Annotated in this window: 29 protein-coding genes and 4 pseudogenes; 27 read left to right on the forward strand and 6 right to left on the reverse strand. The window is 33.3% G+C overall.

Going from position 1 to position 25,719, the window contains the following annotated elements:
* Positions 1–25: 25 nt before the first annotated feature.
* From BSR19_RS11125 to BSR19_RS11160, 7 genes are all read left to right on the forward strand, one after another.
* On the forward strand, positions 26–754 hold the full coding sequence (locus BSR19_RS11125) for a LytR/AlgR family response regulator transcription factor (protein WP_156247180.1): 729 nt from the start codon (positions 26–28) through the stop codon (positions 752–754).
* Positions 751–2,004: a GHKL domain-containing protein gene (locus BSR19_RS11130; RefSeq protein WP_156247181.1), complete on the forward strand. Its 1,254-nt coding sequence runs from the start codon at positions 751–753 to the stop codon at positions 2,002–2,004. Before BSR19_RS11125 ends, BSR19_RS11130 begins: the two co-directional genes overlap by 4 nt.
* An 816-nt stretch (positions 2,005–2,820) precedes the next feature.
* A complete protein-coding gene (locus tag BSR19_RS11135) occupies positions 2,821–3,318 on the forward strand; it encodes an NUDIX hydrolase (protein ID WP_156247182.1) in 498 nt (165 codons plus the stop codon).
* Complete coding sequence (locus BSR19_RS11140) at positions 3,315–3,755, forward strand: ASCH domain-containing protein (RefSeq protein WP_155213606.1); 441 nt, start codon at positions 3,315–3,317, stop codon at positions 3,753–3,755. Before BSR19_RS11135 ends, BSR19_RS11140 begins: the two co-directional genes overlap by 4 nt.
* Before the next feature lie 560 nt (positions 3,756–4,315).
* Positions 4,316–4,993: a helix-turn-helix domain-containing protein gene (locus BSR19_RS11145; protein ID WP_156247183.1), complete on the forward strand. Its 678-nt coding sequence runs from the start codon at positions 4,316–4,318 to the stop codon at positions 4,991–4,993.
* Positions 4,990–5,955: an IS3 family transposase gene (locus BSR19_RS11535; protein ID WP_197092265.1), complete on the forward strand. Its 966-nt coding sequence runs from the start codon at positions 4,990–4,992 to the stop codon at positions 5,953–5,955. The genes BSR19_RS11145 and BSR19_RS11535 overlap by 4 nt, the downstream gene beginning before the upstream one ends.
* 168 nt (positions 5,956–6,123) lie before the next feature.
* Positions 6,124–6,309 (forward strand): competence regulator inhibitor paratox, encoded by a 186-nt coding sequence (locus BSR19_RS11160; RefSeq protein ID WP_037601381.1) that lies wholly within the window; start codon positions 6,124–6,126, stop codon positions 6,307–6,309.
* A 99-nt stretch (positions 6,310–6,408) separates the two neighbouring features.
* Here the strand turns inward: BSR19_RS11160 and BSR19_RS11165 are convergent, their stop codons facing one another.
* The gene (locus BSR19_RS11165; RefSeq protein ID WP_070839439.1) at positions 6,409–7,773 is read right to left on the reverse strand and encodes a sensor histidine kinase; all 1,365 of its coding nucleotides are present in this window, start codon (positions 7,771–7,773) and stop codon (positions 6,409–6,411) included.
* A gap of 16 nt (positions 7,774–7,789) precedes the next feature.
* Positions 7,790–8,488 (reverse strand): response regulator transcription factor, encoded by a 699-nt coding sequence (locus BSR19_RS11170; RefSeq protein WP_070839547.1) that lies wholly within the window; start codon positions 8,486–8,488, stop codon positions 7,790–7,792.
* Between the two features lie 257 nt (positions 8,489–8,745).
* Between BSR19_RS11170 and BSR19_RS11175 the strand changes: the two genes are divergently transcribed.
* The 10 genes and pseudogenes from BSR19_RS11175 to BSR19_RS11775 all read left to right on the forward strand — a co-directional run.
* On the forward strand, positions 8,746–8,895 hold the full coding sequence (locus tag BSR19_RS11175) for a lacticin 481 family lantibiotic (protein ID WP_037601371.1): 150 nt from the start codon (positions 8,746–8,748) through the stop codon (positions 8,893–8,895).
* 28 nt (positions 8,896–8,923) lie between these two features.
* Positions 8,924–9,073 (forward strand): lacticin 481 family lantibiotic, encoded by a 150-nt coding sequence (locus tag BSR19_RS11180; RefSeq protein WP_195918055.1) that lies wholly within the window; start codon positions 8,924–8,926, stop codon positions 9,071–9,073.
* 246 nt (positions 9,074–9,319) lie between these two features.
* Positions 9,320–9,478, forward strand: a complete 159-nt coding sequence (locus tag BSR19_RS11185) for a lacticin 481 family lantibiotic (RefSeq protein WP_080702563.1) — start codon at positions 9,320–9,322, stop codon at positions 9,476–9,478.
* Between the two features lie 19 nt (positions 9,479–9,497).
* Positions 9,498–12,278 (forward strand): type 2 lanthipeptide synthetase LanM family protein, encoded by a 2,781-nt coding sequence (locus BSR19_RS11190; protein ID WP_156247184.1) that lies wholly within the window; start codon positions 9,498–9,500, stop codon positions 12,276–12,278.
* Between the two features lie 26 nt (positions 12,279–12,304).
* Positions 12,305–14,377 carry a cysteine peptidase family C39 domain-containing protein gene (locus tag BSR19_RS11195; protein ID WP_070839433.1) on the forward strand — a complete coding sequence of 691 codons (2,073 nt, stop codon included), beginning with the start codon at positions 12,305–12,307 and terminating at the stop codon, positions 14,375–14,377.
* 106 nt (positions 14,378–14,483) lie between these two features.
* Positions 14,484–15,392 carry an ABC transporter ATP-binding protein gene (locus tag BSR19_RS11200; RefSeq protein WP_070839430.1) on the forward strand — a complete coding sequence of 303 codons (909 nt, stop codon included), beginning with the start codon at positions 14,484–14,486 and terminating at the stop codon, positions 15,390–15,392.
* A 1-nt stretch (position 15,393) separates the two neighbouring features.
* Positions 15,394–16,137, forward strand: a complete 744-nt coding sequence (locus BSR19_RS11205) for an ABC transporter permease (protein ID WP_070839425.1) — start codon at positions 15,394–15,396, stop codon at positions 16,135–16,137.
* A gap of 1 nt (position 16,138) precedes the next feature.
* Entirely contained in the window at positions 16,139–16,873 is a 735-nt protein-coding gene (locus BSR19_RS11210) for an ABC transporter permease (RefSeq protein ID WP_070839422.1), read from the forward strand.
* Between the two features lie 304 nt (positions 16,874–17,177).
* A pseudogene (locus BSR19_RS11770) lies at positions 17,178–17,312 on the forward strand (transposase); the annotation flags it as partial.
* Positions 17,313–17,360: 48 nt separating this feature from the next.
* Positions 17,361–17,471: pseudogene (locus BSR19_RS11775) on the forward strand (SDR family NAD(P)-dependent oxidoreductase); the annotation flags it as partial.
* A 69-nt stretch (positions 17,472–17,540) separates the two neighbouring features.
* On the opposite strand, the gene BSR19_RS11220 reads toward BSR19_RS11775, so the two are convergent.
* Positions 17,541–17,816 carry a helix-turn-helix domain-containing protein gene (locus BSR19_RS11220; RefSeq protein ID WP_156247186.1) on the reverse strand — a complete coding sequence of 92 codons (276 nt, stop codon included), beginning with the start codon at positions 17,814–17,816 and terminating at the stop codon, positions 17,541–17,543.
* Positions 17,817–17,862: 46 nt separating this feature from the next.
* A complete protein-coding gene (locus tag BSR19_RS11945; RefSeq protein ID WP_414820575.1) occupies positions 17,863–18,015 on the reverse strand; it encodes a type II toxin-antitoxin system RelE/ParE family toxin in 153 nt (50 codons plus the stop codon).
* 560 nt (positions 18,016–18,575) lie between these two features.
* On the opposite strand from BSR19_RS11945, the gene BSR19_RS11230 reads away from it, so the two are divergent.
* The 9 genes from BSR19_RS11230 (at position 18,576) to BSR19_RS11540 (ending at position 24,149) form a co-directional block, all read left to right on the forward strand.
* Complete coding sequence (locus tag BSR19_RS11230; protein ID WP_156247187.1) at positions 18,576–19,469, forward strand: ABC transporter ATP-binding protein; 894 nt, start codon at positions 18,576–18,578, stop codon at positions 19,467–19,469.
* Positions 19,466–20,206 (forward strand): ABC transporter, encoded by a 741-nt coding sequence (locus tag BSR19_RS11235; protein WP_156247188.1) that lies wholly within the window; start codon positions 19,466–19,468, stop codon positions 20,204–20,206. Before BSR19_RS11230 ends, BSR19_RS11235 begins: the two co-directional genes overlap by 4 nt.
* 40 nt (positions 20,207–20,246) lie before the next feature.
* Positions 20,247–20,777, forward strand: a complete 531-nt coding sequence (locus BSR19_RS11240) for a hypothetical protein (protein ID WP_231606019.1) — start codon at positions 20,247–20,249, stop codon at positions 20,775–20,777.
* A gap of 98 nt (positions 20,778–20,875) precedes the next feature.
* Positions 20,876–21,517 carry a peptidylprolyl isomerase gene (locus BSR19_RS11245; RefSeq protein ID WP_156247190.1) on the forward strand — a complete coding sequence of 214 codons (642 nt, stop codon included), beginning with the start codon at positions 20,876–20,878 and terminating at the stop codon, positions 21,515–21,517.
* A 9-nt stretch (positions 21,518–21,526) separates the two neighbouring features.
* Positions 21,527–21,679: a hypothetical protein gene (locus BSR19_RS11780; protein ID WP_156247191.1), complete on the forward strand. Its 153-nt coding sequence runs from the start codon at positions 21,527–21,529 to the stop codon at positions 21,677–21,679.
* Between the two features lie 306 nt (positions 21,680–21,985).
* Positions 21,986–22,861 (forward strand): aminoglycoside phosphotransferase family protein, encoded by an 876-nt coding sequence (locus BSR19_RS11255; RefSeq protein ID WP_156247192.1) that lies wholly within the window; start codon positions 21,986–21,988, stop codon positions 22,859–22,861.
* Between the two features lie 130 nt (positions 22,862–22,991).
* Positions 22,992–23,609: a DNA alkylation repair protein gene (locus BSR19_RS11260; RefSeq protein WP_156247193.1), complete on the forward strand. Its 618-nt coding sequence runs from the start codon at positions 22,992–22,994 to the stop codon at positions 23,607–23,609.
* A 205-nt stretch (positions 23,610–23,814) separates the two neighbouring features.
* Entirely contained in the window at positions 23,815–23,979 is a 165-nt protein-coding gene (locus tag BSR19_RS11265; RefSeq protein ID WP_156247194.1) for a hypothetical protein, read from the forward strand.
* 11 nt (positions 23,980–23,990) lie between these two features.
* Positions 23,991–24,149: a hypothetical protein gene (locus tag BSR19_RS11540; RefSeq protein WP_197092266.1), complete on the forward strand. Its 159-nt coding sequence runs from the start codon at positions 23,991–23,993 to the stop codon at positions 24,147–24,149.
* A gap of 73 nt (positions 24,150–24,222) precedes the next feature.
* On the opposite strand, the gene BSR19_RS11270 is transcribed toward BSR19_RS11540, so the two are convergent.
* Both BSR19_RS11270 and BSR19_RS11275 read right to left on the reverse strand, forming a co-directional pair.
* Positions 24,223–25,005 (reverse strand): alpha/beta fold hydrolase, encoded by a 783-nt coding sequence (locus BSR19_RS11270; RefSeq protein WP_156247195.1) that lies wholly within the window; start codon positions 25,003–25,005, stop codon positions 24,223–24,225.
* Positions 25,006–25,080: 75 nt separating this feature from the next.
* A pseudogene (locus BSR19_RS11275) lies at positions 25,081–25,355 on the reverse strand (nucleoside triphosphate pyrophosphohydrolase family protein); the annotation flags it as partial.
* Between BSR19_RS11275 and BSR19_RS11280 the strand changes: the two are divergent.
* Positions 25,331–25,597: pseudogene (locus BSR19_RS11280) on the forward strand (ASCH domain-containing protein); the annotation flags it as partial. The pseudogenes BSR19_RS11275 and BSR19_RS11280 overlap by 25 nt on opposite strands.
* Positions 25,598–25,719 lie beyond the last annotated feature (122 nt).

Consider the following 25,719-nt stretch of genomic DNA (forward strand, 5'->3'; position numbering starts at 1 on the left):
TTCAAAAAGGAATTCATGAAAGCACATGTATAAAATAGCAATTTGTGATGATGATAGTCTACAAGTTAGTCATTTAGAAACTCAAATTTCAAAGTATTTTGATGAGATTAATGTTCACTATGAGATTGATGGCTATTATAAAGGAAATCGTCTAGTAAAGGCGATGAGCACTCAGGCAGATAACTATCAATTGATATTTTTAGATATTGAAATGGAGGAAATTAATGGTATTGAAACTGCAAAATTATTGAGAAATTTAGATAAGAGTTTCGTCTTAATCTATGTTACAAGTTATGAGCAATATGCTTTAGAGAGTTTTGAAGTATCTCCGTTTCGTTATCTTATAAAACCTGTATCTACTGAAAAATTGAGAGACGTTCTTAGTGATGTTCTCGTAGAATTAACTGCTAAACAGAAATTCTTATTTTATCAAGTAGGTATGGAACATTTTCAAGTAATCTTAGATAATATTGTGTGCTTATATTCTGAATTTGGTCGAAAAATCCACCTTGAGTTGGTTAATGATAATAGCGTGTTGTTTTATGGAAAAATATCAACACTTGAAGAAGAGTTACCTCAAACACATTTTATTAGAGTCAATAGCGGGGCAATAATTAATCTAGACTATGTTGTATCTTTTAATAGAAATGAAGTAACGATGATAAATGGTGACTGTATTACTATTAGTAGAAGTCGAAAGAAAACAGTAGTAGCAACTTACAATCATTTTATTGAGAGGAGTTTTGGATTATGATTGATTTGTTTAAAACAATTGGAATCCTCTCTCTTTTTTTATTTCAAAGCTTTGTTATTTGGATTTATTTACTACATTTTTTTGTTGTCAGAATACCTAAAATGAGATTTTATTGTTTTATTTTTTGTATTTATTTTGTTGGTAGAACATCAATAACAGTGGATCAGACCACGTTTATTGATTTAAAAATTTTTTCTTTATTTTGTACTTTCTTGATTCTTTTCTTCTTTTTATCTGGGGAGGTAATGAAAAAAGTATTTCATTTCTTATTTCTGACTTTTTGGTTCTTGATTCAAGAGGATATTGCAGGTTTATTATTTAATCATACGCCAGAAACTAAAGTATTTGTTATTCTTTTCGTTCAATTTTTATTGATGTTGTTGACTCTTTTCTTCATATTGGGATTGAAGCGTTTCAAAGTAGATAATTTAATAGGTCTGAATAAAATGGAATATGGCATTCTTTCAGTTACTCCATTTTTTTCTATTATTCTGCTGTTACATAAGGTAGCGCTGCCTCTAGTAAAGGTTCTTGCATTTGATAGTTATTTGTGGTTAATAAATATTGTTATAATCGTGCTTTACAATTACTTAAGTGAAAAAAACTACAATATTATCAAAAACAAAGTAGCTTTTGATGAAAATAGTATGACTAGTGAAATTATAAAGCAAGAAAAGGAGCTAGCCGTTCTTAGACATGATTTGAAAAATATTGTTTCTTCAATAGATTTTTATGCTGATAATAGTGATTATGAAAATATTAAAGTAATAACTCGAAAGATACTGGGACAGGAAGTATTTAATCGTAAGATTACAGGTTGTATACCTATTGATGCTGTGTTAAATCAAAAAATATCTAAGATGAAAAAAGATGGTATTCTACATAATTTAGATTTACAGGTTCCATATAATTTAGACTTAAGTACTATTGCGATTGATTCATGTGCCATTCTTGGGAATCTTCTTGATAATGCTATAGAAGAAATTGAACGTAATAGCTTAGAAGAACCGATTGAAATAGCTCTGCGTTTTAAAAATAATAAATTAGTTTTCAAAGTTGCTAATCCCATCAGAACTTCTAATGTAGATGTTAATTATGATGGAATGAAGTCTATTAAATCTCCTAACAGACAAGGTATAGGAATAAAAAGTAGTTATGATAGAGTCATGAAATTAAAGGGGCACCTAAACATTACTGTTCAGTCAAATCAATTTATTGTACTAGTTGTGATTCCGTTAAGGATGAAATGAGTTTTTATCAAATCTATATTTAAACTCTGCTAATAGGCAGAGTTCTTTATTTAAGATCTATCGTACTATCAATTCTCAACAGAAAGTAAATATCTTGCTTTTGGGCTAGGAAGTTAGTAGTTATGTGGTAAACTGAGTCATAGGAATAAATCTCTTTCTAGTAATATTTCGCAACTCTACTATAACGGATTTATTCCTTTTTGTGTTTACCCAACTTATTTTACACTACCAAGAAATAGACCTTTGCAGTGAATATTAGGAGAAATATTAATCAAAAATGCCTCACTGATTAAGTGAAGCATTTTTGATTACATAGAAGATACTGTATTGTCTATTTTGGGACTTATTGAAATGATTTCAGGTTATTTTAGTTTAGTTTTTGGAATCAAGAACGGCTTTAAATCAATATTTCTGACGTTAACAAGACTTAAAAAATCATGAAACAAGTCGTAAAGAGATATAATATGGATTGAGCTCCCTTTATCTATAACAGAAATTGGTAGTGAAAATTAAGTTGTGTAAACACAAAATAATTGACAGTATCTTGTTGGTTGAAAAGTCTTTACAAATTTGGTAAAATTGCTATAGAAACGATAATATTGTTATTCATGGGGATATCTCACCATGATAATGGAACGTCGTGGAATATCAACATGACGTTTTAACGCAAGGGGGGAAAACTCTTGCGTTTTTTGTTTTGAAAGTCTGTTATAGTTAAATAGACAAAATGTCTTTAATAAAGAGTCCCCCCAACCCAAGATAAATGTATGATGATAGGTATGGTAAAAAAATAAATGAAGCTAGGAAGTTAAGAATATGGAAATCAAAGATCACTTTGGTGTATACGGAGTCTGTCTTCAAGACGGGGAACTGCTCTGCATTGAGAAAACGAGAGGACCTTATCGGCATCGTTTTGATTTACCGGGTGGTAGTCAAGAACTAGGTGAGGGACTGACAGAAACTCTCAAGAGAGAAGTTCTGGAAGAGACGGGCTATATGCTTAGCGATTATTCAAACCCTAGAATCTATGATGTGCTGGTTCAAGAAGATGGGCAAGACTTTGTCGTACACCATATCATGGCCTTTTATGATATAGTACTTGACTTGGAATACTCTCAAAAATCCCTTCCTCATGAAGTTCTTGATGGAAGCAATGATTCAGCAAATGCCATTTGGCTTCCGATCGAGCAGATTACCGAAGAAACTGCCTCACCCATAGTATTGAAGGTGAAGGCAGAGTTACTAGGATTTCCAGAATTAGAACTGACAAGCTATAGAAATTGGAAGGTAAAAGAAAAGAAGGAGCAATCATGACACCGCAAGAAATGTGGAATGCCTACAAGCAAATCAACCCCTCTATTGGAGATGAGATAGACGCCTGGGCTTTTGGTGTGGAACCAGACCTTTTAGCGGATTTGGTGTTTACAGGTGAAAAAACAGCAACTGCCTCAGCCTGCGACCTCTATGCAGTAGGGGACGAACCCCTTCCACAAGAAGGAACCTTTGATGTGATTTTAGACAGCCAACATCAAGCTATCTGCATTGTCGAAATCACCAAGGTTTCTGTTCAGCCTTTCAATCAAGTGTCAGACGACCATGCCTTTAAGGAAGGGGAAGGAGATAAGTCCCTTGCCTATTGGCGGCAGGTTCACGAGGAATTCTTCACGAAGTGGCTGGAGAAAGCGGGCCTGACTTTTACACCTGACAGCAAGGTTGTATTAGAAGAATTTCGTAAGGTTTATCCATTATAGAACACACTCTCCTTCTTGGAGAGTTTTTTGATCTGGATCTTATTTTCCAAAAGGGTTAAAAAATGATGTAAGCGATATTATACAGAAGCACAGGAGCAGTACGACCGCAGGGCTAAACAAAAAGGTCGGAATTCTTGTTTGAAGTTGATGAATACGCCTTGGAGTATGATACTAAGCGAGATATTTTCTATCTCGTCTTAGGGCCTGAGGTTCAGTAGAAAGTTAAGCTACGTATTTAATACGTGGCTTTTTTATAAAGGAGATAAATTAATGCGGCTTGATTTAAAAATTGACAGAGATTTGGCTTTTGGACAGGCTCTTTCGATATACCATATCATAAAAAAGAGCTACTTAAGTTTTCGGAAGAACAGTTGTCATCGGCACAAGAGACAACTCCAGAAGAGTTGGATGATATAGCATTACATTGGGAATTTATCCAAACCTAAGCTAATGCTTACTGATAGTAGAAAACAAATAAGCACTTAAAATTTTTAAAATTTGATATGATACCTCTTAAGTAGACAAGGTAAATACCTAAAATCTACTTAAGAGGTATTTTTATGTCTAGAAGAGAAAGATTCACCCCATACGAGAAAGAACAAGCTTGTCTCGATTATATTAATGGTAATCGTTCCAGATCTGAGATATGTAATTGTCTCCATATTTCCACAAGGACGATTCAAGATTGGGCTGCCATCTATAAAAAATATGGGATTTTAGGATTCACAAAGAAAACAAAAAACCGTTCCTATTCAAAAGAATTTAAAATGGAACTTGTAGAAAAATGTATTAGTGGTGAGGCTTCATCTATTGATTTAGGTCATCAGTATGATATTTCTTCAGGTCTTTTAAGAAAGTGGATTAGGATGTATAATGCCAATATAGAACTTAAGGATTACAATCCAAAACGGGAGGTCTATATGGCAAAAGCAAGACGTAAAACCACTATTGATGAACGCAAAGAGATTGTCAACTATTGTATTGAACACAATCGCAATTATAAGGAAACGGCGTCACTTTATGATGTTTCTTATAGCCAAGTATACTCGTGGGTAAAGAAGTATGATAGTGGTGGCGAAAAAGGTTTAATTGACAAAAGGGGGCATCACAAAATAGATGATGAGCTTGATGAATTAGAGCGTTTACGAAGAGAAAATGTGCGCTTAAAACGTCAGTTAGAAGAAAAGGATATGGCTGTTGAACTCTTAAAAAAAGTGAAAGAATTCGGAAGGATGTGAGGCTAGGCAAACAGCGCCACGAATCAAAATACTTAGCGATCGAAGACTTCAACACCAACAAAGGGTGGAGCATTAGCTGGATGTGTCATCAGCTCGGCATTACGAGGTCTGCATTTTATAAATGGAAACATAGAATAGTTCCAGAACAAGAACAATTAAACAGCGAAATTGCGGAATTAATTAAAGAATATGACGAACGTTTTTCACACATCTTGGGATACCGAAGAATGACCGATTGGATCAATCATTTCAATCATACGAATTACTCAAGAAAGAGAATTCACCGAATTATGAAAGTACTCGATATCCACGCTTTTATCCGTAAGAAAAAGAAAAAATACAAGACTGTTAAACCTGAAGAAACTGCAGAAAATAAGTTGGCAAGAAACTTCTATACAACTGCTCCGAACAAAAAATGGGTAACAGATGTTACAGAGTTTAAGATTCCTAACTCTCATAAGAAACTCTATCTTAGTGCCATACTTGATTTATATGACCGCTATCCTATTGCTTTTGTCATAAGTGGTCGAAATGACAATCGGCTGGTCTTCAAAACATTTGACAAAGCCATTGAAAAAAATCCCGCAGCGAAGCCTATATTTCACAGCGATAGAGGGTTTCAATATACCAATAAGAACTTTCAAAAAAAGCTGAAAGATACTGATATGATTCAATCCATGTCAAGAGTGGGCCATTGTATTGATAACGGACCAATAGAAGGTTTTTGGGGAATTATAAAATCGGAAATGTATCAGATGTATGAGATTTCAGATGAGGCCTCCCTCCGATATGCCATCAAAGACTATATCCGATTTTACTGTCAAGAGCGTCCACAAAGTAGGTATGACTGTAAAACGCCTTTGGCAGTAAGAAACGCTGCCTTATCATCAGAACATCCTTTGTCATACCCAATCGCTAAGAATAACAAAATTGAAAAGTACAAGTCTAAGTGGTCTGCATAAAAAAACAGCCGTACATTTATTATGTACGACTGACCTTCAAAAACAGACACTTTTTTAGATATTTAACCTGTCTACTTGACAGGGGGCATATCAATTTGAGTGCTTTTTTTGTTACTTTTTGGTATCTTTTACGAATAGATATATTGTAGAAAATAGGAGGTATATAAAATGATGACTTATGATGAAGTAATGGAAGCGATAGAAAGAGGGTTTATCAAGGGAGATAAAATCAGCATTATTCGACGAAATGGCAAGATCCATGATTATGTTTTACCAGGAGAGAAAGTAGAACCTGGAGAAATAGTGGAAAAAGAGGACTTAGATGTTGTTCTTGAAGAGTTGAAGGAGTTCTAAAATGATGCAGCTTTTAAGTAAGATGATTCTTATGGTCTCGCAAAAGGGATACAAGAGTGATAAAATAGCCTCAATTATTTAAAATGGAATGACTGCGTACTATAAGGTAGGTGACTCAATAGGAAGGATAATTTCTGTTTGAAAATATTCTCCTTGTTCACTTGTGATTATCATACTACCTCCATGTAAATCAACAATTTGGTTAGAAATTTTTAGTCCCATACCACTTCTGCGAACTCCAGAAATATCAAAATTAAATTCCTCAATTTTATTAATATTTTTAAGTCTATCTGTAGAAGTTCCAATTCCATTATCACGTATAATAACTGAAAATTTATTACGGGAAATATAGTTAAGGACAATCTGAATATTACAACCAGAAGGGTTATGCAATACAGAATTATAAATGAGATTGTGAATAACTCTAGACATCAAAGATTTTTCAATGTACATTTTTTTACCCAACAATTTATTATCAGGAATAAACTCAAAATTAAAATCATTCCAAATCTCTTGATTAATAATTTGTATGATTATTTCCTTAAAGAAGGGTATAATGTCTGTTATTTCTTGATTTAATTTTAAATTACCGTTTGTTAGTCTAGCGAATATGTTGAGATCGTTTAGCAAATTTTGAATATAGTGACTCTCAATCAGCGTAGGTTTCAAATTTTTTAATAGGTCATCATTGTCTGTTTTTTCAATAGCTAATGATGCATTAGCCACGATAACTGAGAGTGGGGTTTTGATGTCATGAGCTATTCCAGAAATCCAATTCTCTTTGAATTCTTCATTTTTACGTAGTTTTTTGTTAGCAGAGTTAACCGCTAAAGTTAATCTATCTAATTCTTGAACAGAATTTACCTGTTTGTTTAAACCGACAGGTAATTTACCTATTGCGTTAATAATTGGCTGGATGTTGCGATTTAAGAAAGTAACACTATAAAGGTATAGGAATAGGCAAAATAGGCAGTTAACAAATATGATAACTAAAATTAAAATCGGAAAAATTTGAATTCTCTTTAGATCAAAGAAATTATTTCCGTATCTAATGATACTTTCTTTTGGAAATGCAATTATATAAATATCTTTTTGTTCTTTTTTTATTTGAGTGAATATTGGATAGTCATCTAAATAATAACGTGAAAACTTAATGACATCGGCATAATCAAATTGTGTTTTTATATTTTTAGGTTTTTTGATATTAAACTTTTCATTTCCACTTTTTTGATCAAGAATCATGACCCATAAGTTGTGCTTTTTAATCAGTTTTTTTGCAGTTTGATTAACTTTATATGTTCCATTTGATGGGGTGATGTTCGAAGATACACCTTGTATGATATCTATAGGAGATTGTTGGCTACGGATAAAGTTGGTTGTAGCTACTAATAGAACAAAATCGATAAATATTATGGTAAGAAAGGCGAGAATAAATTTTAATATACCTTTTTTGAAAATATTCATAGAGGACTCCGTAAATTCAGATAACTAACTTATAACCCAGCCCTTTGACTGTAATGAGGTGACGTGGTTTTGATGGGGATAATTCTATCTTCTCTCTTATATTACGAATATGTACCATTAAGGATTTTTCATATCCGAAACTATCTATTCCCCAAATAGTATCGCAGATTGCTTCTGTTGACACAATATAGTTTTTATTGGTATATAGTTTTCTTAGAATCTGTATTTCAGTTGGAGTTAGCGATAAATGCTGTTCCTCTTTTTTTACACTAGCATTATTTAAATCAATGATACAAGAAGTTAAAGTTATTAATTCTGATTCTCCTTTATATGCTCTCCTCAGTAAAGCAATTATACGATAGATTAAAGTTTTTGGAAGAAATGGTTTTGTGACAAAGTCATCACCACCTGAATCTAATCCTTTAACTTCATCATCTGGATTATTTTTGGCTGTTAAAAATAAAATTGGTATATCAGAAGTTTTTCTGATGTACTGAGCAAGTAGATAACCTTCTCCATCCGGCAACATTACATCTAGGATAATGAGATCTATTTTAGAAATAGAAAAAATATCTATTCCTTCGCTAATACTGTAAGCATTACTAATATTTTTAAATCCCCTGCTCACCAAAACTTCTTTAATAGATTTACTAAGTGAAACATCATCGTCTACTATTAATATCCGTTTGTTTAATAGCTGCGCTTCGAAATTCATATACGCGCCTCCCATAAAATTTATTTTAATTATACCATAAACCATCTTACTTTAATAAACTGTAGGCAGATAGGAAATTTAAATTCTTAAAAATAATTTTAAGATTTCTTTACTCTGTCTTAACCTAGTCTTCGTAAAATTTACTTGTAACAAAGATACTTAGTCTCAAAATAATAACGGATTATCAATAGCTTTGAATAGTCATGTGCTAGAGGTAACTTAGCAGATTATTCTTAAATCTTAGAAAGAGGAAAAATATGAAAAAAGATGTAGTTATCGAATCAATTAAAGAAGTAAGTCTTGAAGAGCTTGATCAAATTATTGGAGCTGGGAACGGTGTGTTTAAAACTATCTCACATGAGTGTCATCTTAATACCTGGGCATTTCTTGCTACATGTTGCTCATAATAATTATTAATTTAGAGAGAGGAAAATTATGAAAAAAGATGCAATTATCGAATCAATTAAAGAAGTAAGTCTTGAAGAACTTGACCAAATTATTGGAGCTGGGAACGGTGTGTTTAAAACCATTTCACATGAGTGTCACTTGAATACTTGGGCATTTCTTGCTACATGTTGCTCATAATTTTTGATGACTAAGTATCTACATTGTTATATAAAGAAGAGGGAAACCTCTTTTTTTTATATGATGAATTTTGTTTATTTATTCATTCATGTAGTTCATATAATTTATGACTATATATTAAATTAGAAATTTATCTTGACTTTACTTTGCCTTAAACTTGTCTTTATGTTGCAATTTTAGAATCAATTTATAAAGAAAAATAATTTCGAGCCAGACTCGACATGAAATTTAATGAGGTTATAGACTATGAAAAATAATAAAATTCATCTAGAAGCTTTGGAAGCGTTACAAGAACTAAAAATGGAAGAAATAGATAATCTTTTGGGCGGAGCTGGTCATGGAGTAAATACTATTTCTGCTGAATGTCGTTGGAATAGCTTACAAGCTATCTTTACCTGTTGTTAATTTTTAGAAAGGTAAGACAATGAATCATCAAGAACAATTATATAGTCAGTTTAATAAATTTCCTAAAGTTTTTATTGAAAAGAAAATACCTGAAGTTCTTAATGAGGATGTTAAGGTACTAAAACAGGTTGAGAAAAATATATCAGACTATTATCGATCTACATTAATTTATTTGATTAACGAAAAACGTATTGAAGGGAAGTTAATTGGCGATACAGCTGAGCTACGATATGATTATTTTAATAATGTATTATGTAAAAATGGTGATATTTTAGAAGAAATAGAGGAAAGATTTCCGACTATTAGTCAACGTGTCATCATCAGTATAGAGCAGTACCTTGATTTGCTTAAATGCGTAAAAAAACATTTTTCAATAGACTTTTCAATATTGAAAAAAATAAAATTTATTTGCTCAGATGATGAATATCCTAATTTAAACAATCTTGATATTAAAGTAACAGGTGATATTCATAATGGAAGTGGAGTTTGTATTTTATCTTATGAGGGACAAAAATTAGTTTATAAGAAAAAATCGTCAAAACCAAATCATCTTTTAAAAAAATTGGATAATCAAGTTAGCAAGTATTTAAAAAAAGAGATTCAGTTTGTACCTGACTTTTTAGATAGGGAAGGTTACTTTTGGGAAACTTTTATAGACAGTAAACCAGTTTGTTCGATTGATGAAGCGAAAGAGTTTTATAAAAGAATGGGTTATCTTGTAGCATATGCTTACATTTTAAATATTTCTGACTTGCATTTCGAAAATCTTATTTCACATAATGTTCAGCCTATCCTAGTAGATGCTGAGACAGTATTTTCTGTAAGTCCGTATGAAACAGTAGCGGATAATAATGCTACTTTAGAGATAATTCGGGATAGCAGAAATTCAGTACTATCTACAGGATTGTTACCTGTGTCTGAAGCCGATAAAATTTTTGGAGGAGATACTAGTGGAGTTTTAGGGGGCACTCTTATTGGTGAAGCAAGAGTGCTGATAAACCAGAATAGAGATGATATACATGTTGAAAAACAAAAATATAAAACAGAAAATCAAGCTCACTTACCTTATCGAGTAGGACAAACGGGATTAAGGAATTATTTAAATGCAGAAGATTACATTGATTCCATAAAAATGGGCTACCTAGAGTTAGGTCATTTTATTATTGATAATAAAGAATTTCTAAAACAACTTTATTTAAGTTTTAGTGATTTAAAAACAAGAGTTTTATTTAGAAATACTAGAGATTACAGTTTAGTCCGTCAATTGTTGACTTCACCAATTTATTGTAATCAGTCAAATGTTTTATTTGAAAAGATGTCTGATAAATTATCAAATTTTGAAAGTTTGAATTTATGTGAATCTGAAGAAAAACAATTACTTAATATGAATATTCCATATTTTTATTCTCGTATTAGTGATGTCGACATTAAAGATAATGAGACTATAGTATGGAAATTAAAAGAATCTGCTTTAACCGAGGCATTAAAAAAATTGGAAAGATTTGACTTGAGCATAATGAAGGAACAAGTCGATTTAATTGAATTTTCTATTAAAACACCAAATGCTTTGTATAGTACCGAGCTTCAAGAGTCGTACAAAAAATTTAATAATTTAAATTCAGATAAAGAGGTTTTGTTTGCTGGTATCAATACGCTAGTTGATACCATTTTGAATAATGAGAAATGCTCTAAATTAGATGGAAGTACAAATTGGTTAACGCTTAAAGTTACAGATTATGATGCATTTAAACTTGAACCTATGGATCTATCTATTTATGAGGGAATTTCTGGATTATCAATTGCATTATGTGAAGTCTACGATTTAGTGAATAGTGAAAGACAGGAGAAAATTTATAATTGTATACATAGAATTTTTCTAACTCTCTCAAACTCTTACGATAGTGTGCAAAATCAATCGTACTACGTTGGAAAATTAGGTATTCTTTCTGCATTGAAAAGAATACAGTTGATTACGGGACAAAAAATCTCAAAGTCAATTTTAGATAGAAATAAGGATTACAGTTTAGATTTGAATGTTTCGAGTGCAGATTTTCTTTCAAGTTTTCCTAATGAGATTGTTGCTCTGTATAGAAGTGATTTGTCAATTAAAAATCTTCGACAAGCCTTAGATAAATTAATTGATTTAAAGGTTAATTATGAGAATTATATTGCTTGGGATAATTTGGAATCAAATAATGTTAGTTTAGCACATGGAAATCTAGGAATAGAATTGGCATTACACTATATTGCTGGAATTTTGGATAATTCTAAAGCCCTAGAGATGTTATTTCAAGCGAATAACTTTGATAATCGCCAAAAAATATCTCAAGGTTGGATAGATAAAAGAAATAATTCAACCAGTGCTAATTGGTGTCATGGCTCAACAGGAGTTCTTGTTGCAAGATTAGCTCAACTAGAATTGGATAAAAAATTTCAGCTAATTCCTAGTGCTAGAAGAAAAGAGTTAGAAGCTGATATTAGACATGCAGTATCTCAAATAATTGAAGTTGGATTCAATATGACCAATTTTTCTATTTGTCATGGAACTAGTGGAAATTTGTTAGCACTTAACTATTATCGTTCATATCTTAAAGGACACGAAGCACAAGAGTTGGAAAAAATTTTGGAAATTGAGTATAGGAAGTTGCATTCATTTGGTTTAGAAAATGGGTGGATGTGCAGTTTTAATACTAAATATAATGTTTATGGGATTATGAATGGTTTGTCAGGGATATTATATTCTACAGCCAAGTATCTAAAAAGAGATAATTCTCTAGACCTTCTAATCCCTACTCTATAATCAGCGATAGGAAGGAAACTTTATACATGAAGATTGTTTTGCAAAATAACGAGGAGGATTGCTTATTAGCATGTTATACAATGCTATTAAATGATCTGGGGCACAAAGTCCCTTTATATGAGGTATATAATAAAGATACCCTACCAGCGGATGGTCTGAATGTATCGTACTTACTATCTCTTAACGAGAGGTTTGGAGTAACCTTGAATGCATACCATGCTACATATGAGGATATATGTAAAATCTATAAGGAACAGAAACAAAGGATGATTCTCCACTGGAATAATGATCATTTTGTTGTTCTAGAAAAGATTACTGCAACCCAAGTTATGATAGTAGATCCAGCAATTGGTCGAGTAAAATATAGTTATGAAGAATTTATAAAACACTACTCTAAAACAATAGTGTTGATAAGTAAAAGTAAGAATTTTCAAAAGCAAAAATATAACCAAATTTTTTGGAAATATTTTATACAAACTTTGAAAACAAAAACAATTATTTTATTTTTAGTTTCATTAGTGTTAATCCAGATCAGCGTTTTAATATTTTCGGTAGTATTAAGATACATGTTAGCGGAAAAATTTAAATTCTGGGCCAGTATCATTCTTCTAGCGGGGGTAGTTTTATTCCAACTATTTGGATATTTTATTAAAAATAATGCACTGGATGAATATAATTTAGATTTTGATAATAATTATAGCAGAATACTTTTTGAAAAATTATTGAAAAAGCCACTTTTATATTTTAGAAATCATTTAAGCGGTGGAATTTCAGAAAAGATTAATTTCAAATCTACCTTAAGGGATAATGTTACTTTAAAAATTATTCCGTCATGTGTTAGTTTTATTTCAGCAATTGTTATTTTTATATATCTGATGACTATTTCAGTCAAATTAACAGTGATTCTAGTTACGATGATTTCAGCGTATAGTATTATTTCAATATTTCTTTATCGCAAACAAAACGAATATAATCAAACCTATTTGCAGTATCTAATTGATTTTAATTCGGAATTGCAAATGGATTTAGACGATATTGACTATATCAAAATTATGAGGCGGGAAGGTTTGACCTTTAGTTCATGGATGGATATTAATAAAAAAGTTACTGAAAAGTATTCACAGATTTTGAAATTTGAAAATCTTACACAGCTGATTGGTACGATTTTTAATTATATTAGTCTCTCGGTAATCATCATAGTAGCAGTTTACTATGAAAATTATATACATGTTTCCATTTCAGACCTATTAGTTTATCAGACTAGTATTTCGTTATTAGTATCAGCTATTGAGCAAGTTAAGGGGGCTGCTTTTGAAGCTATAAGGTTAGGTGTCTATGCAGAAAAACAAAGTGATTTATTAAAAGACAGTAAACCAATTTTAGTACAAAGCTCGAGTTCAGACGAGTATTTGATAAAAGCTGAAAAGTTGAATTTTTCTTATGGCATGAAGCCGATTTATAATGATATTGATTTAACAATTGGTAAAGGAGAAAAAGTTGCTATCGTAGGGAAATCAGGTAGTGGGAAATCAACGTTATTACTGTTATTAGCAGGTATGTTACGTTATAATGGCTCATTAAAATATGGTATCGAAAATTTTGAAGAATGTTTGAGTGTTGTTCTTCAGAATATGACCTTAAGAAAGGGAAGTGTATTAGAAAATTTGGAGTGGGATTCAGATGATTTAACACCCCTATTTCAAGTATTAAAAGATACCTCGGCAGATGAAGTTATTAACCAATTGCCAAATAAAGTTCATTCAAAATTATTAAAACAAGGGAAAAATTTATCGGGGGGACAAATTCAGAAACTATTAATAGCTAAATCGTTACTTAAAAATGAAGGTATCATTTTTTGGGATGAAGCATTCAGTAACCTCGATGAACAAAGTAAAAATAAAATTTACACCAATATTCTAAAAAATAGTAATTATTCAAAAAAGACTATGCTGATGGTTAGCCATCATCTAGATATTGTTGAATATGTTGATTACATTATCTATATAGACGATGAGACAGGTAAAGTCTATAAAGATACTCATAGTAATCTAATAAAAACCAATGAAAGTTACTTCAACTTCATTAATTCAAAAGTATAGAAAATATCTTGATCTATCTTAATGTTATCTTTAAGATGATAAAGTAGAATTACATTGTAAAGAAAGGAGTAATCCTGGCTAAAAGGATTACAAGGAAATTAATGAGATGAATAATATTATTGAATTGAAAAATCTTAAAAAGGTCTATAAAGATACTACTACAGTGGATCTTAAGAAACTGACAGTCAGAGAAGGGGAAATCTATGGTTTCTTAGGTCCCAACGGCGCAGGGAAAACAACTACGATGAAAATGATCTTATCTTTGGTGGAGCCTACTTTAGGAGAGATTTTAGTCAATGGTCAAAATATCAAAGAGAATAATGATTACCTAAATCAAATTGGATCGATGATTGAGGAACCATCTTATTATCCAAATTTAACGGGATATGAAAACTTATTAGTATTTCAAAAAATGGTAGGTTTTGATGAGGATAATATTTGGCCAACTTTGAAATTAGTTGGATTGGCGGAGGACAAAAATCGTAAGAAATTAGTGAAAGCCTATTCCCTAGGGATGAAGCAACGTTTAGCCTTAGCTTTTGCTTTAGTTAAAAAGCCCCAAATTTTATTATTAGATGAACCGACTAATGGTCTTGATCCAGCAGGGATTCATGAAATTCGTGAGTTGATTGTTAAATTAGCAAAAGAAGAAGGCTTAACAGTCTTTATCTCCAGCCACATCTTATCAGAGATAGAACAAATTGCTGATCGGGTTGGTATTATAAATCATGGTTGTTTAGTTTATGAAGGAGAGATTCGAGAGATCAAATCAAATACTTGGATTGAGATTGGTGGCGATTTTTCGCAAAATAATATTGTTCAACACTTAGTTGATTTCGGTTCAGTCAGAGTACGGGAAGCATCGGCGAGTGAGGTTAAATTAGACGATATGAGTAACGATCGTCTTGCGGATATTATCACCTATATAACCGACCTTGGCTTTAGAATTTTTCGTGTCACTAGAGAAAGTGAGACATTAGAAGATATTTTTCTGGAACTAACAAAGGAGGTATAAGATGAGAGGTGTGTACATTGAATGGTTAAAAAGTAGACGAACAAAATCTTTTTCAATTGTTACTCTTTTGATGATTGTAGCGACATTGTGGAGTATTGCAATGTTTATGTCTGCTTTTTCGCATCCAGAGTTAAAAAATGTCGGAACTTTATTTAGTAATCAGAATGTGAACCTTCTCATGCTTCCTATTGCTGTTTCTGTATTTGTGAGTCGAATTGTGAGTAATGAACGAGAAGGACAGACCTTTAAATTACAAGCTACAAATGGCTTAGGTTTGATGACGATCTTTAGACATAAATTTTTATTTACAATGGTCTTCTTCTTTGTCATGTCTTTTGCAGAAATTGTAGCTATCTGTTGCTTTGGAAAACAATCTGGTATCTCAATTCCTATGGACATTGTAGGAGTTCAATTTTTAGGACAATTACTATCTATTTTCGCTCTAGTTTCTATCTATTTAACGTTAGCAATGGTACTAGAAAAACAAGGCGTATTACTGGCTTTAGGATTGTTAGGAGGTTTTTTAGGAATCGTCTTAAATCCAAGAAGTTATGGTTTTGCTAGTTTGCTTAATCCGTTGACCGGAGCAGGCAGTTTAGCACCTTATAAGTATCACTTTCTTGGGGATGGGGCATATACCTACCTCTTGGATCAACAGTTACCTTGGAAACTAGTATTCTTTATGATTTATTGTTTGATGTTATACGGTTTAGCTAATGTTATTTTGAGAAAGAGAGGAAGTTGAAATGAGACCTTATGTTTTTGCTGAGTGGAAAAAGACTCGCAAATTACAATTGTTCATGATTGGAATGGCATTTTTGGTTTTTTCTAGCTTTATCGGTTTAGGAGTTTATTTTGCTAATAGGGCTGTCTTAATTGATAAGACACAATCCCTTGTTTTATGGGGACAATTAACATTTTATAACAGTACACTTCTCTATCCTCCTATGTTAGCCATTATTGTGGGACAGTTACTGATGCCAGAATTTGAGAGAAAAAACATTGAGATGTTAAAAGCTAATCAAGTTTCAATGGATAAATTGTACTTTGGAAAACTATTAAGTGGCTTCTTTCTGATTCTTTCCGTCCAACTTTTTTTACTACTTATTTTTGTTGTAGCTGCTAAAGTTGACGGGATTTCGTTTGACCTCAGTTTAGCAGTTCATATTAAATGGCTTCTGTTGTCAGTGGTGGCCTCTTTTCCGATAATGACGCTTCAATCCTTCGTAACCGCAAAGACTCGTAATTTTAGTAAAGTTGTTGGAGTTGCTACAATTGGTAGCATGTTAAACTTTGTGCTGATTTTTATTAACGAGAATCTTACAAAGTTTTTCCCTTATTCTCAACCAATGATTGCCCTACGTAGTCGTTCTTTAACAGATATGTCCTTAATAGATTTGACGATTTTTCTAGTTGTTAATAGTCTATATAGTTTACTTTTCTATAAATTAACAGTGGCAGCTTTGAAGAAAAACGAATAATGTTTTAAAAATATATCCATTGTTTATGTCAGAATAAGGAAATTTCAATCAAAAATTTGAGTATCTCTGTATTTTTACAATAAGAGACACCTTGTAATAAACCGAGATACTGTCAATAATTTTGTGTAAACACTCTAGTAGAGTTATGGAGTTTTAATCAAATAAGGATGGCCATACGACAATAGTTGTATAGAGTCATTTCACGAAACGATCAAAAAGGAGCTTATTTATGCCGAAACTGATGTTAGTATGATTTTATGGACACGTTTTGGTGGAATAGTATCTAACCAAAGGAGATGTCCAAATGAGCCAAAAATATACCAAAGAGTTCAAGGAAACAATTGTTCAATTGCATGAAGCAGGACAGCCTGTTTTAGATCTAGTCAAAGAGTACGGAGTTGCCAACCAAACTATATACAAATGGCTTCAACTATACGGGAAATCTAAAGCTGAAAATGTATCCCTTCATGAACTCCAACAAATGCGCAAAGAGATGGCACAATTTTTGATAAAATTATATCAAAGTGACGAAGTTGTTGGTTTAGTTGATGTTAAAAACTTTGAGTTTCACCTTAGTGGGCCATTGTTTAACCATTGATTGTTACATGTGATAAAAAAGCTGATGAATTTATATTTCATCAGCTTTTTTGAGAGCTTAATTTGACTATTAGCTTATTTTGATAGTTAGATTTTTATTCAGAGCAGGTGCAATTTTGCTCATTGTTTCAATGCTTGTGTTATGTCCACGTTCAATGCGAGCAATGGTAGACTGTGGGACATGAGATAGGGAAGCTAGCTCCCTTTGGGTGAGACCTGCTGTTTGTCGTGCGTCAGAAACTGCAATAGCACTTTCCAAAATAGCTTTTTCAGTTAAAAAGCCTTCTTTAAAATTATTGTCTGCTAGTTCGTTTTCTAAAAAATCATCAAATTTAATTGTGGTCATGGTTGTTGTCCTCAAATTCTTCTTTAAATCCTTAGCGTGTTTTATCTCACTCTGGGGTGTTTTTTGTTTTTTTGGTAAAGCCATGGGTGATGATGTAGCGTTCATTGAGAACATGAAAATAAAGTGCCCTTTGAATGTTAGAAGCAACCTTTGAGCGGATTTCAAAGATGTCGTCATCTAGCTTTTTCACCCATTCCATACGTTGAGCAACTAAAAGACCATGCTCTTGTATAGTGGCGATAGTTGCCAGTAATTTTTATTTGTCTTTAATTGGTATAGTTTGTAAAAATTCTAGGAACTCGGTGTGTCCATTTAACCGAGTATAAAACTCAAATTTTGGCTTTTTCATTGTACCTCCATGATAGCATATATTGTTTTTTCTTCAAGAATAATATATGCTATGCTGCAATCATATAGTAATTATGTATTTTTTATTCTTAATCTTAGTTTTGGTTTTGAAAATAGTAGTAAATTTATTCCATCTGTTGACGGTTGAGATAAACTCTAAGTGACATACATGTATGCCAAAGGAACACTTTGCGTATTTATTGTAATTTTAGATTAATTTCTATATTAGGATAGTGTTGTATTATGTCACTAAATAAAGGGAAATCATAACTAAAGTAGAATTGGATTTGGTATAATAGTAATTGAAGTCACTGTACAGTAATTTTATGTATAACTTGAAAATTATTGACAGTATCGAAAATCAAAAGCTGTTAGAGCAAGGGAATCTTTTAAATCTAGGGGTTATCTTAAATGACTAACATAATATTTTCACAAGTTCAAAAGAGTTTTCACAAGAAGTTGGTGTTAGACATTCCTGATTTTCAGGCAGATTCAGGTGAAATCATCTCCATTGTTGGTGGCAATGGTGCTGGCAAGTCAACTTTCATCAAACTTCTGGCAGGGATTTTCTTGCAGGATAAGGGAGAGGTTCGTGTGCATGGCGTTTCTAATCGTTCTAAGAAAATCAATTCGCTGGTCAAGTTTGTCTTGGAGAGCGGGCAGGGTTTGTACAGTTATTTAACTGCTATGGAAAATCTCCAGTATTTTATAGGCTTAAATGGGATTGCCTTGTCTCATATCAAAGCAGAAGTGGATGCTTTATGTGACCAGCTGGCTTTTACACCCTACAAAGACACGCTGGTTTCGGAACTGTCCCAGGGCAATCGTCAGAAATTGACCTTAATCTTAGCCTTGGTGCAAAAACCGAAAGTACTCTGTTTGGATGAGCCGACCAATGGGTTAGATTTACTGGCAAAAAAGCAGCTGATGACTCTTTTGCAGGATTATGCTCGTCACCATCAAGCTAGTGTTTTCATCACCAGTCATGACGCTAGTTTTATCAAGAAGATCAGTAATCGGGTGGTGCTGATTCAGGAGGGACGGATCTATCGTGACGGAACCTTCGAGGAGATTTTTGGGACTGTCCACCAGCATGAAGTCTATCACTTGCTTCTGGCTAAGAGTGCAGAAAGCGTGCTGAGACAAAGCTTTCTTGAGTTGGACTACAAGGTGCTTGAGGATGGGATTTCGATAGAGACCAGAAATCCAGCCTTTTATCGGCGATTACTAGAAGAAACGGAAGTCTTGCAGTTTAGCCGAGAGCCAGCCTCTTTGGAAGATTTGCTTTATGAGGTGCTCAAATGATGCTAGCAGCGATTGGACGGGAGTTTAGCCGCCAACTGAGCGAATACAAACAGTTCAGAGTCAATCTTCTCTTTGCTAATCTGGGAATTTTCTTTCTTGTCACGGGTTTTCTGACTTATTTTGATAGCCAGCAAGATACTTTTGAGTTATTTATCTTGCTGTTTACTTGGTATTTTTCTAGCCATAGTATCACCCATCCGACCTATTTTATCGAGGATGAGATTGCAGACCGCACCATTATCAACGTGATTCAGAGTCGGCGGAGCATCTTTGGCATGCTTTTTATCAAAATTATCGTGCAGATTTTGTTGGACTTGGTCAAGGCCATTCCTTTGTTCTGCTTGGTTGCCTTGGTTCAGCAGATTGCCTTTCCTACTGACTGGATTGATACAGTTGTTCCCTTTCTTCTGTCCTTTGTGGTCATTGCCTCCCTTTATGGTCTGGGCTTTCTCTTTGCCAGTTTTTCCTTTGTCTTTACAAAAATTTCCAGTATTACTAGCCTCCTTGCTTACGGGATTCTCTTTTTGGTTGGTTTTCAGGAACCATCGAGTCATTTGATGGTTACTTTATCTCGTTGTTTGCCTTTCCATCTCTTGGTGAGTTTTATCCGTCAGCCAAGTTGGTTCCTTTTTTTATTATCACTGGGATACGGTTTGTTTTACTGGCTCTTGGGCTACTTTTGCTTTCAAACTTGTTTGACCTTTGCCAAAAAGAAGGGAAGTTTGTTCCATGTATAATGAAGTGAAGCGATTTTATCTCTTTCGCAGGAGACGCTGGGTGGATACCCTGTTTGACACCCTCTACCACATTATTTTCATTCTTGGTTTTTATAGCCTTTTGAGGGGAAATCCAGACTTTCAGCTGTCTTATTTTTATTACTATTTCATCTTGACTCATGTGGTTTCCTTGGGAAATGAGGAGTTGGAGTACGAGATTCGGTCGGGGCAATCTTTTGGCACCCAGTATGCTCTGCAATCAGTGTATAGAACTTACCTGCAACGAGCAGTGGTTTACTTTGTTTGGTTGTCTTTGATTTTCTGGATTGCCCTACTGTTGATTCGTCAGGATTTACTACCCCACTTTTCTTTGAAGGTCATCAGTTTCCAGGAACTGCTCGTGGTATTGATTGCTTTCCTGATTTTCCTCGGCTATTACTTTGTCATGATTCGACTTACTATCCGCTTTCAACGGATTTCATTCTTGGTAGATTTTCTAAACACCGTGCTCTTATTCTACTCAGGGCTCGTATTTCCAGTGGTGAGTTTTGGGAATTTGAAGAAATTATTTGATTGGCTTTTAAGAAATTAAGGATTCTTTTTCAATGCAGAGTCCTTTTTCTATTGTGATACTTTTTTAAAGATTTATCTGTTATGCTTGACCTAGTTTTTATAGAAAGAAGGTCTAAGATGTTAAATAAAGTCAAAACTAAAGCCTTAATTAGTGTTGGAGCAGTAGCCTCAACTAGCTTTATTCTCATGATGGGATATACTGCTGGTCAACATTCTACTGCTAAACAAAGTCGAAAAGAAATCGAGTTGGCTGCAGCTAAACTTGTAGAGGACAAACAAGTAGAAGATAAAGCAAGTATTTTATCATCAGATACTGTAAAAGAATTTTTGACACAGTACTATACGAAAGAAAAACTAGGGGAAAATAATACACGTATTCAACCTTATATGACTGAATCGGCTTATTCTCAAGAATTGACAAGTCAAAATGATGCCATGAACCAAGTCTATAAGGACTATATTTTGGATTATCATTTTGAAAAAGCTGATATCTTTGTCAATCAGACTACGAATCAAGCTATTGTCATGGTGTCTTATAATGTAACCTATGTATCTGATTTAAAGAATGCTAACCAATCAAAGACAAACCAAACAGAAACCCGAACGGTTAAATTGTCCTATTCTAAACTACCTGGTAAGTTATTGGTCAATCAAGTACAGGTTTGGAAATCTGGATTAGATGATTTAGATAAGGCAACTCCCAAAACCTTAGAAGACTCATCATCAGTTCCATCATTGCCAAATACTACGACAAAATGATGATATTGCATGGAAATAGAAGAATGTAAGCAAATTTCAATTCTTGATGTAGCAAGTCGTTTAGGTATCTCCTTTAAACAAGTTTCTAGCAGTGTCTATGAACATCCTGAACACGTTGAGTGTGTAGCTTTGCTTGTGCGAGCTAATTCATCAGTGAAGTAGATGTTCAGCAAATGCTATAGCTTTCGTAGACTGAGGAGATTACGACGAAATAATACGGTAATTCCGAACCGCTGAGTGTGTAAGATTGCTTATAAAAGCGTAAAAACCTTGTAATGAATCAATAATGAAAAGCCTTGATTGTAAGGCTTTTCATTATTGTGATAGAATATAGTTAGTTATAAATAGAGAGCCAATAAGAAGCAGTAAAAATATTATTCATTAAATAATCAAGCTAGCGTAGACGAACTGGATAGGTTACTAGTGAAAACTGCAAGATGTGATGTGAAAAGAATCGGAGAGTGCTTGATGGATTTTAGTAGTAAGGTAGCCATAAATAAAGGCTGGTCAGATGATAAAAAATATTGTGTGACAGATCAAAATCAGCAAAACTATTTCTTGCGTGTTTCTGATAAGGAGAAGTTAGATTCTAAAAAATTTGAATTTGATATGATGAAGAAAGTAGCTTCTCTTGGAGTTCCGATGTGTAAACCAATTAGCATTGAACTCTGCGATGACGAAGTACATTCTTTACACGAATGGATAGACGGGAAAGATGCAAGAGAAACCATTTTAACTGTTTCGAAAGAACAACAATACACTTACGGAGTAGAAGCAGGAAACATACTTCGAAAAATTCATTCACTTCCTGTTACAGAAGATCGTGAAGATTGGGAACCCTTTTATAATCGAAAAATTGATGACAAAATCAAAAAATACAAAGAATGTCCCGTTCAATACGAAAATGGTCAGATTTTTATTGATTATTTAAATGCAAATCGAGAATGGTTAAAAGATAGACCTCAGGTTTTCCAACATGGGGATTATCATATCGGAAATTTCATGATTGGAAAAGATGGTAAAATTTATGTCATTGACTTTGATCGATTTGATCTTGGAGATCCTTGGGAGGAGTTCAATCGTATTGTGTGGTCCGCTCAAGTATCTCCCTCTTTTGCATCTGGTATGATAGATGGATATTTTGATGACAAGGTTCCAGATTTATTTTGGAAACTTCTTGCCATTTACATTCTAACTAATATAGTTGGAGCTCTACCCTGGGCTCTACCTTATGGAAGCGAAGAAATAGCAGTAATGCAAAATCAAGCTAAGGAAATTTTAGAATGGTATGATGATTTGAAGCAAATCATTCCTAGTTGGTACTTGAATAAGATGACTGAATAATATAAAGGTTGAAATATCAGTTTGAAAAAATGTCAAGATTATTTGCTCATATTATAACGAATTCAATTCTTTATTAATACCTATCGAGAATTATCTTGAAACTTGGAATGTTGTTTCGGAGTCAAGTTACATGAAAGAATATATTTTAAATTTAGAAAAAGAATTCTCTTTGATAGAAAATGGATTTAAAGAAGAAGAGAAGAGAGCTCTTGCTGACTATCTATCAAACGATAATGCCTATACTAAAGAATTAGCATTTTTAGCCTTTAAATCCAATGTATATCAAGTTAGAATGTATAGTGTATTTCTCTTTGGACATTTGTCATCGTATGAAGAAATTTTGAACTTCATGAGAGATGAGGTTTCAAAAGATGAAAATTGGAGAGTTCAAGAAGTATTAGCAAAAGCATTTGATGAATTTTGTAAGCAAACAGGTTATGAAAAATCTCTTCCGGTTATTGACGACTGGCTACAAAATAATAATCCAAATGTCAGAAGAGCTGTTACAGAAGGTTTGAGAATATGGACGAGTAGACCATATTTCAAGGATAATCCAGATGAAGCTATTAAACGAATCGCAACATTAAAAGAAGATTCTAGTGAATATGTTAGAAAATCAGTTGGTAATGCTTTGAGGGATATTAGCAAAAAATTTCCAGACTTGATTAAAGAAGAACTTGATAGTTGGGACATTAAGAGTAAAGAGATTCAAAAAGTTTACAAGTTAGCAAGTAAATTTATTAAGTGACAATTATCAGCTACAAAGTTGGAAAAATGGTAACTATAAAATATTTTCAATCTAAAGTTTAATTTTAAACAACAACTCTATCTCTTTCGTTCTATAATATAGATGTTGACTAACTCCATACGTGGAGTGTGTAGCTTTGCTTGTATGAAAGGAAGCAAGAGATGATTTAAGTCAGTTAGATCTTCTAGCTTGGGGAACAAAAGATATGCCGACATTTCTTTTCTGTCTGATGGAATCGGCATTAGACAATTACCGAGGATTTTATTCCTTGAGAGATTTGATGGAGGATGCTAACGGTACCCTTCAGCAAGGTTACGATAAAGCAGTTTACTGGATCTATAGTGGTGTCAAAGGACAATATAAATATTAGAAGGAGAAAAAATGACTAAACATAGCTATGTTACGAAATTTAAGCGTAAAGACGAAACCGTCTTTACGAAAAGGTTTTTAGCTTCAGATTTATTTGAGGCTGATGAACATGCGCTAGAGTATGCCACTAAGCGAGATATTCTCTATCTCGACTTAGGGCATGCAGGATAGTAGTCAGTAGAAAGTAGAAGCTGGGACAAAAGTCCTAGCTTCTCAATACATTCCTCTTTTAATTAATTTATCTCTACAATTCTCTAATAAGGGCTGCAATTTTTTTCGATTCTGACCACTGTAGATAGTGGTGGCTCCCACCTAGAATGAGTTTTGTATTAGAATTCCAATATTCTGAATCTCTATACTCTTTTTCTCTGTACGCCTGACAAAATACGAAAACAGGAATATTATCTGCTAAGGACAAACTATCAAAATCTTCAGAAGTAATATTTACAGATATCTGAAATCCAGGAACTTGATTTTCCAATTCTAAGCCCTTTTCTTCCATCAATTCCCAAATCAGTCTATCAGTTTCAGGTTCAAATGTTGCTTGAGTTAGTCCCTTAAAATAATTTTCCGGACCACATTCTTCGATCATTCTCATTTGCTCTTCCATTTTTGGATAAGGATTTTTTGAAAAATCAGCAAACATTACATTTTTTGTTGTTGGTTCAATTGCTATCAAAGCTTGACACTTAATTGGTTTACTCATTAACTTTAAAGCCAAAACACCACTTAAACTATGAACACAAAGTATATAATTGGAAATTTCCAATCCTTTCAGGATTTCGTATACCGCTTCAACAAGATTATCCAAATTAATTCCTGTTTGATTATGAATCGGACTCCTACCTGTATTCGGAAAATCAATCGTAAGGTAACCTATTGAGGAAGGAAGTTTTTCAAGTATTGGTAGAAAATTTTCATAACTCGGTATCAAACCAGCACCATTTAAACAAACTAGTACTTTATTTCGCTTTTTATAAGTAACAGAGAAACAACCAATCTTTGTAGTTACTTCAAATCGGTTCATATCAAAACAACTCTTTCTATACAACAATTCAATTAACAACCTTACGTTTTATTTTATCACGTTCAGAGGATTTTCTCAAAAGCTCTTTTTTGCTAGAAACTGCTCCAAATCCTTTGCAGACTGGTATATGACAGCTGCTGTTTGATCCTTTTCAAGGTGGGGTCGATATCATTAATAGTAGCGATTAAAACTGTATAGTGAATGATATCAGCCAGTTCTTTGGCCTCTTCCTCATTTGAATCCCGAAGCCCCTCTTTTTGTCCAGAATGTCCATTTAAGACCTCAGCTACTTTACCAACCTCTTCGACGAGTTTGATATACAGCCCTTCCACAAGAAGGGACCTTTGATATCATTTTAGATAGCCAAGATCAGGCTGTCTGCATTGTCGAAATAACAAAGGTTTCTGTTCAGCCTTTTCATCAAGTGTCAGCTGACCATGCCTTCAAGGAAGGGGAAGGTGACAAATCCCTAGCCTATTGGCGTCAGGTTCATGAGGCCTGTTTCTCCGAGTGGCTGAGAGAGGCAGGAATGACTTTTACACCTAACAGCAAGGTTGTTTTAGAAGAATTTCGCAAGGTTTATCCATTATAGAACATGAGAGTAGGGCTGTAAAAGCTGATGAAATCAGCGTAGTAGAGCCCACTCAACCACTGCGTCTTGCTCGACAATCCAAAGACAATTGAGAGGCTAGGATTTTGTCCCAGCCTCTTTTT

The sequence above is a fragment of the Streptococcus salivarius genome (genome assembly GCF_009738225.1).
In the GTDB taxonomy this organism is placed as follows: Bacteria; Bacillota; Bacilli; order Lactobacillales; family Streptococcaceae; genus Streptococcus.

Bases quoted from the DNA above. Each gene is read 5' to 3' on its own strand.
- BSR19_RS11125 (WP_156247180.1), top strand. From the start codon at position 26: ATGTATAAAATAGCAATTTGTGATGATGATAGTCTACAAGTTAGTCAT.
- BSR19_RS11130 (WP_156247181.1), top strand. From the start codon at position 751: ATGATTGATTTGTTTAAAACAATTGGAATCCTCTCTCTTTTTTTATTT.
- BSR19_RS11135 (WP_156247182.1), top strand. From the start codon at position 2,821: ATGGAAATCAAAGATCACTTTGGTGTATACGGAGTCTGTCTTCAAGAC.
- BSR19_RS11140 (WP_155213606.1), top strand. From the start codon at position 3,315: ATGACACCGCAAGAAATGTGGAATGCCTACAAGCAAATCAACCCCTCT.
- BSR19_RS11145 (WP_156247183.1), top strand. From the start codon at position 4,316: ATGTCTAGAAGAGAAAGATTCACCCCATACGAGAAAGAACAAGCTTGT.
- BSR19_RS11160 (WP_037601381.1), top strand. From the start codon at position 6,124: ATGATGACTTATGATGAAGTAATGGAAGCGATAGAAAGAGGGTTTATC.
- BSR19_RS11165 (WP_070839439.1), bottom strand. From the start codon at position 7,773: ATGAATATTTTCAAAAAAGGTATATTAAAATTTATTCTCGCCTTTCTT.
- BSR19_RS11170 (WP_070839547.1), bottom strand. From the start codon at position 8,488: ATGAATTTCGAAGCGCAGCTATTAAACAAACGGATATTAATAGTAGAC.
- BSR19_RS11175 (WP_037601371.1), top strand. From the start codon at position 8,746: ATGAAAAAAGATGTAGTTATCGAATCAATTAAAGAAGTAAGTCTTGAA.
- BSR19_RS11180 (WP_195918055.1), top strand. From the start codon at position 8,924: ATGAAAAAAGATGCAATTATCGAATCAATTAAAGAAGTAAGTCTTGAA.
- BSR19_RS11185 (WP_080702563.1), top strand. From the start codon at position 9,320: ATGAAAAATAATAAAATTCATCTAGAAGCTTTGGAAGCGTTACAAGAA.
- BSR19_RS11190 (WP_156247184.1), top strand. From the start codon at position 9,498: ATGAATCATCAAGAACAATTATATAGTCAGTTTAATAAATTTCCTAAA.
- BSR19_RS11195 (WP_070839433.1), top strand. From the start codon at position 12,305: ATGAAGATTGTTTTGCAAAATAACGAGGAGGATTGCTTATTAGCATGT.
- BSR19_RS11200 (WP_070839430.1), top strand. From the start codon at position 14,484: ATGAATAATATTATTGAATTGAAAAATCTTAAAAAGGTCTATAAAGAT.
- BSR19_RS11205 (WP_070839425.1), top strand. From the start codon at position 15,394: ATGAGAGGTGTGTACATTGAATGGTTAAAAAGTAGACGAACAAAATCT.
- BSR19_RS11210 (WP_070839422.1), top strand. From the start codon at position 16,139: ATGAGACCTTATGTTTTTGCTGAGTGGAAAAAGACTCGCAAATTACAA.
- BSR19_RS11220 (WP_156247186.1), bottom strand. From the start codon at position 17,816: ATGACCACAATTAAATTTGATGATTTTTTAGAAAACGAACTAGCAGAC.
- BSR19_RS11945 (WP_414820575.1), bottom strand. From the start codon at position 18,015: ATGGAATGGGTGAAAAAGCTAGATGACGACATCTTTGAAATCCGCTCA.
- BSR19_RS11230 (WP_156247187.1), top strand. From the start codon at position 18,576: ATGACTAACATAATATTTTCACAAGTTCAAAAGAGTTTTCACAAGAAG.
- BSR19_RS11235 (WP_156247188.1), top strand. From the start codon at position 19,466: ATGATGCTAGCAGCGATTGGACGGGAGTTTAGCCGCCAACTGAGCGAA.
- BSR19_RS11245 (WP_156247190.1), top strand. From the start codon at position 20,876: ATGTTAAATAAAGTCAAAACTAAAGCCTTAATTAGTGTTGGAGCAGTA.
- BSR19_RS11780 (WP_156247191.1), top strand. From the start codon at position 21,527: ATGGAAATAGAAGAATGTAAGCAAATTTCAATTCTTGATGTAGCAAGT.
- BSR19_RS11255 (WP_156247192.1), top strand. From the start codon at position 21,986: ATGGATTTTAGTAGTAAGGTAGCCATAAATAAAGGCTGGTCAGATGAT.
- BSR19_RS11260 (WP_156247193.1), top strand. From the start codon at position 22,992: ATGAAAGAATATATTTTAAATTTAGAAAAAGAATTCTCTTTGATAGAA.
- BSR19_RS11265 (WP_156247194.1), top strand. From the start codon at position 23,815: ATGCCGACATTTCTTTTCTGTCTGATGGAATCGGCATTAGACAATTAC.
- BSR19_RS11540 (WP_197092266.1), top strand. From the start codon at position 23,991: ATGACTAAACATAGCTATGTTACGAAATTTAAGCGTAAAGACGAAACC.
- BSR19_RS11270 (WP_156247195.1), bottom strand. From the start codon at position 25,005: ATGAACCGATTTGAAGTAACTACAAAGATTGGTTGTTTCTCTGTTACT.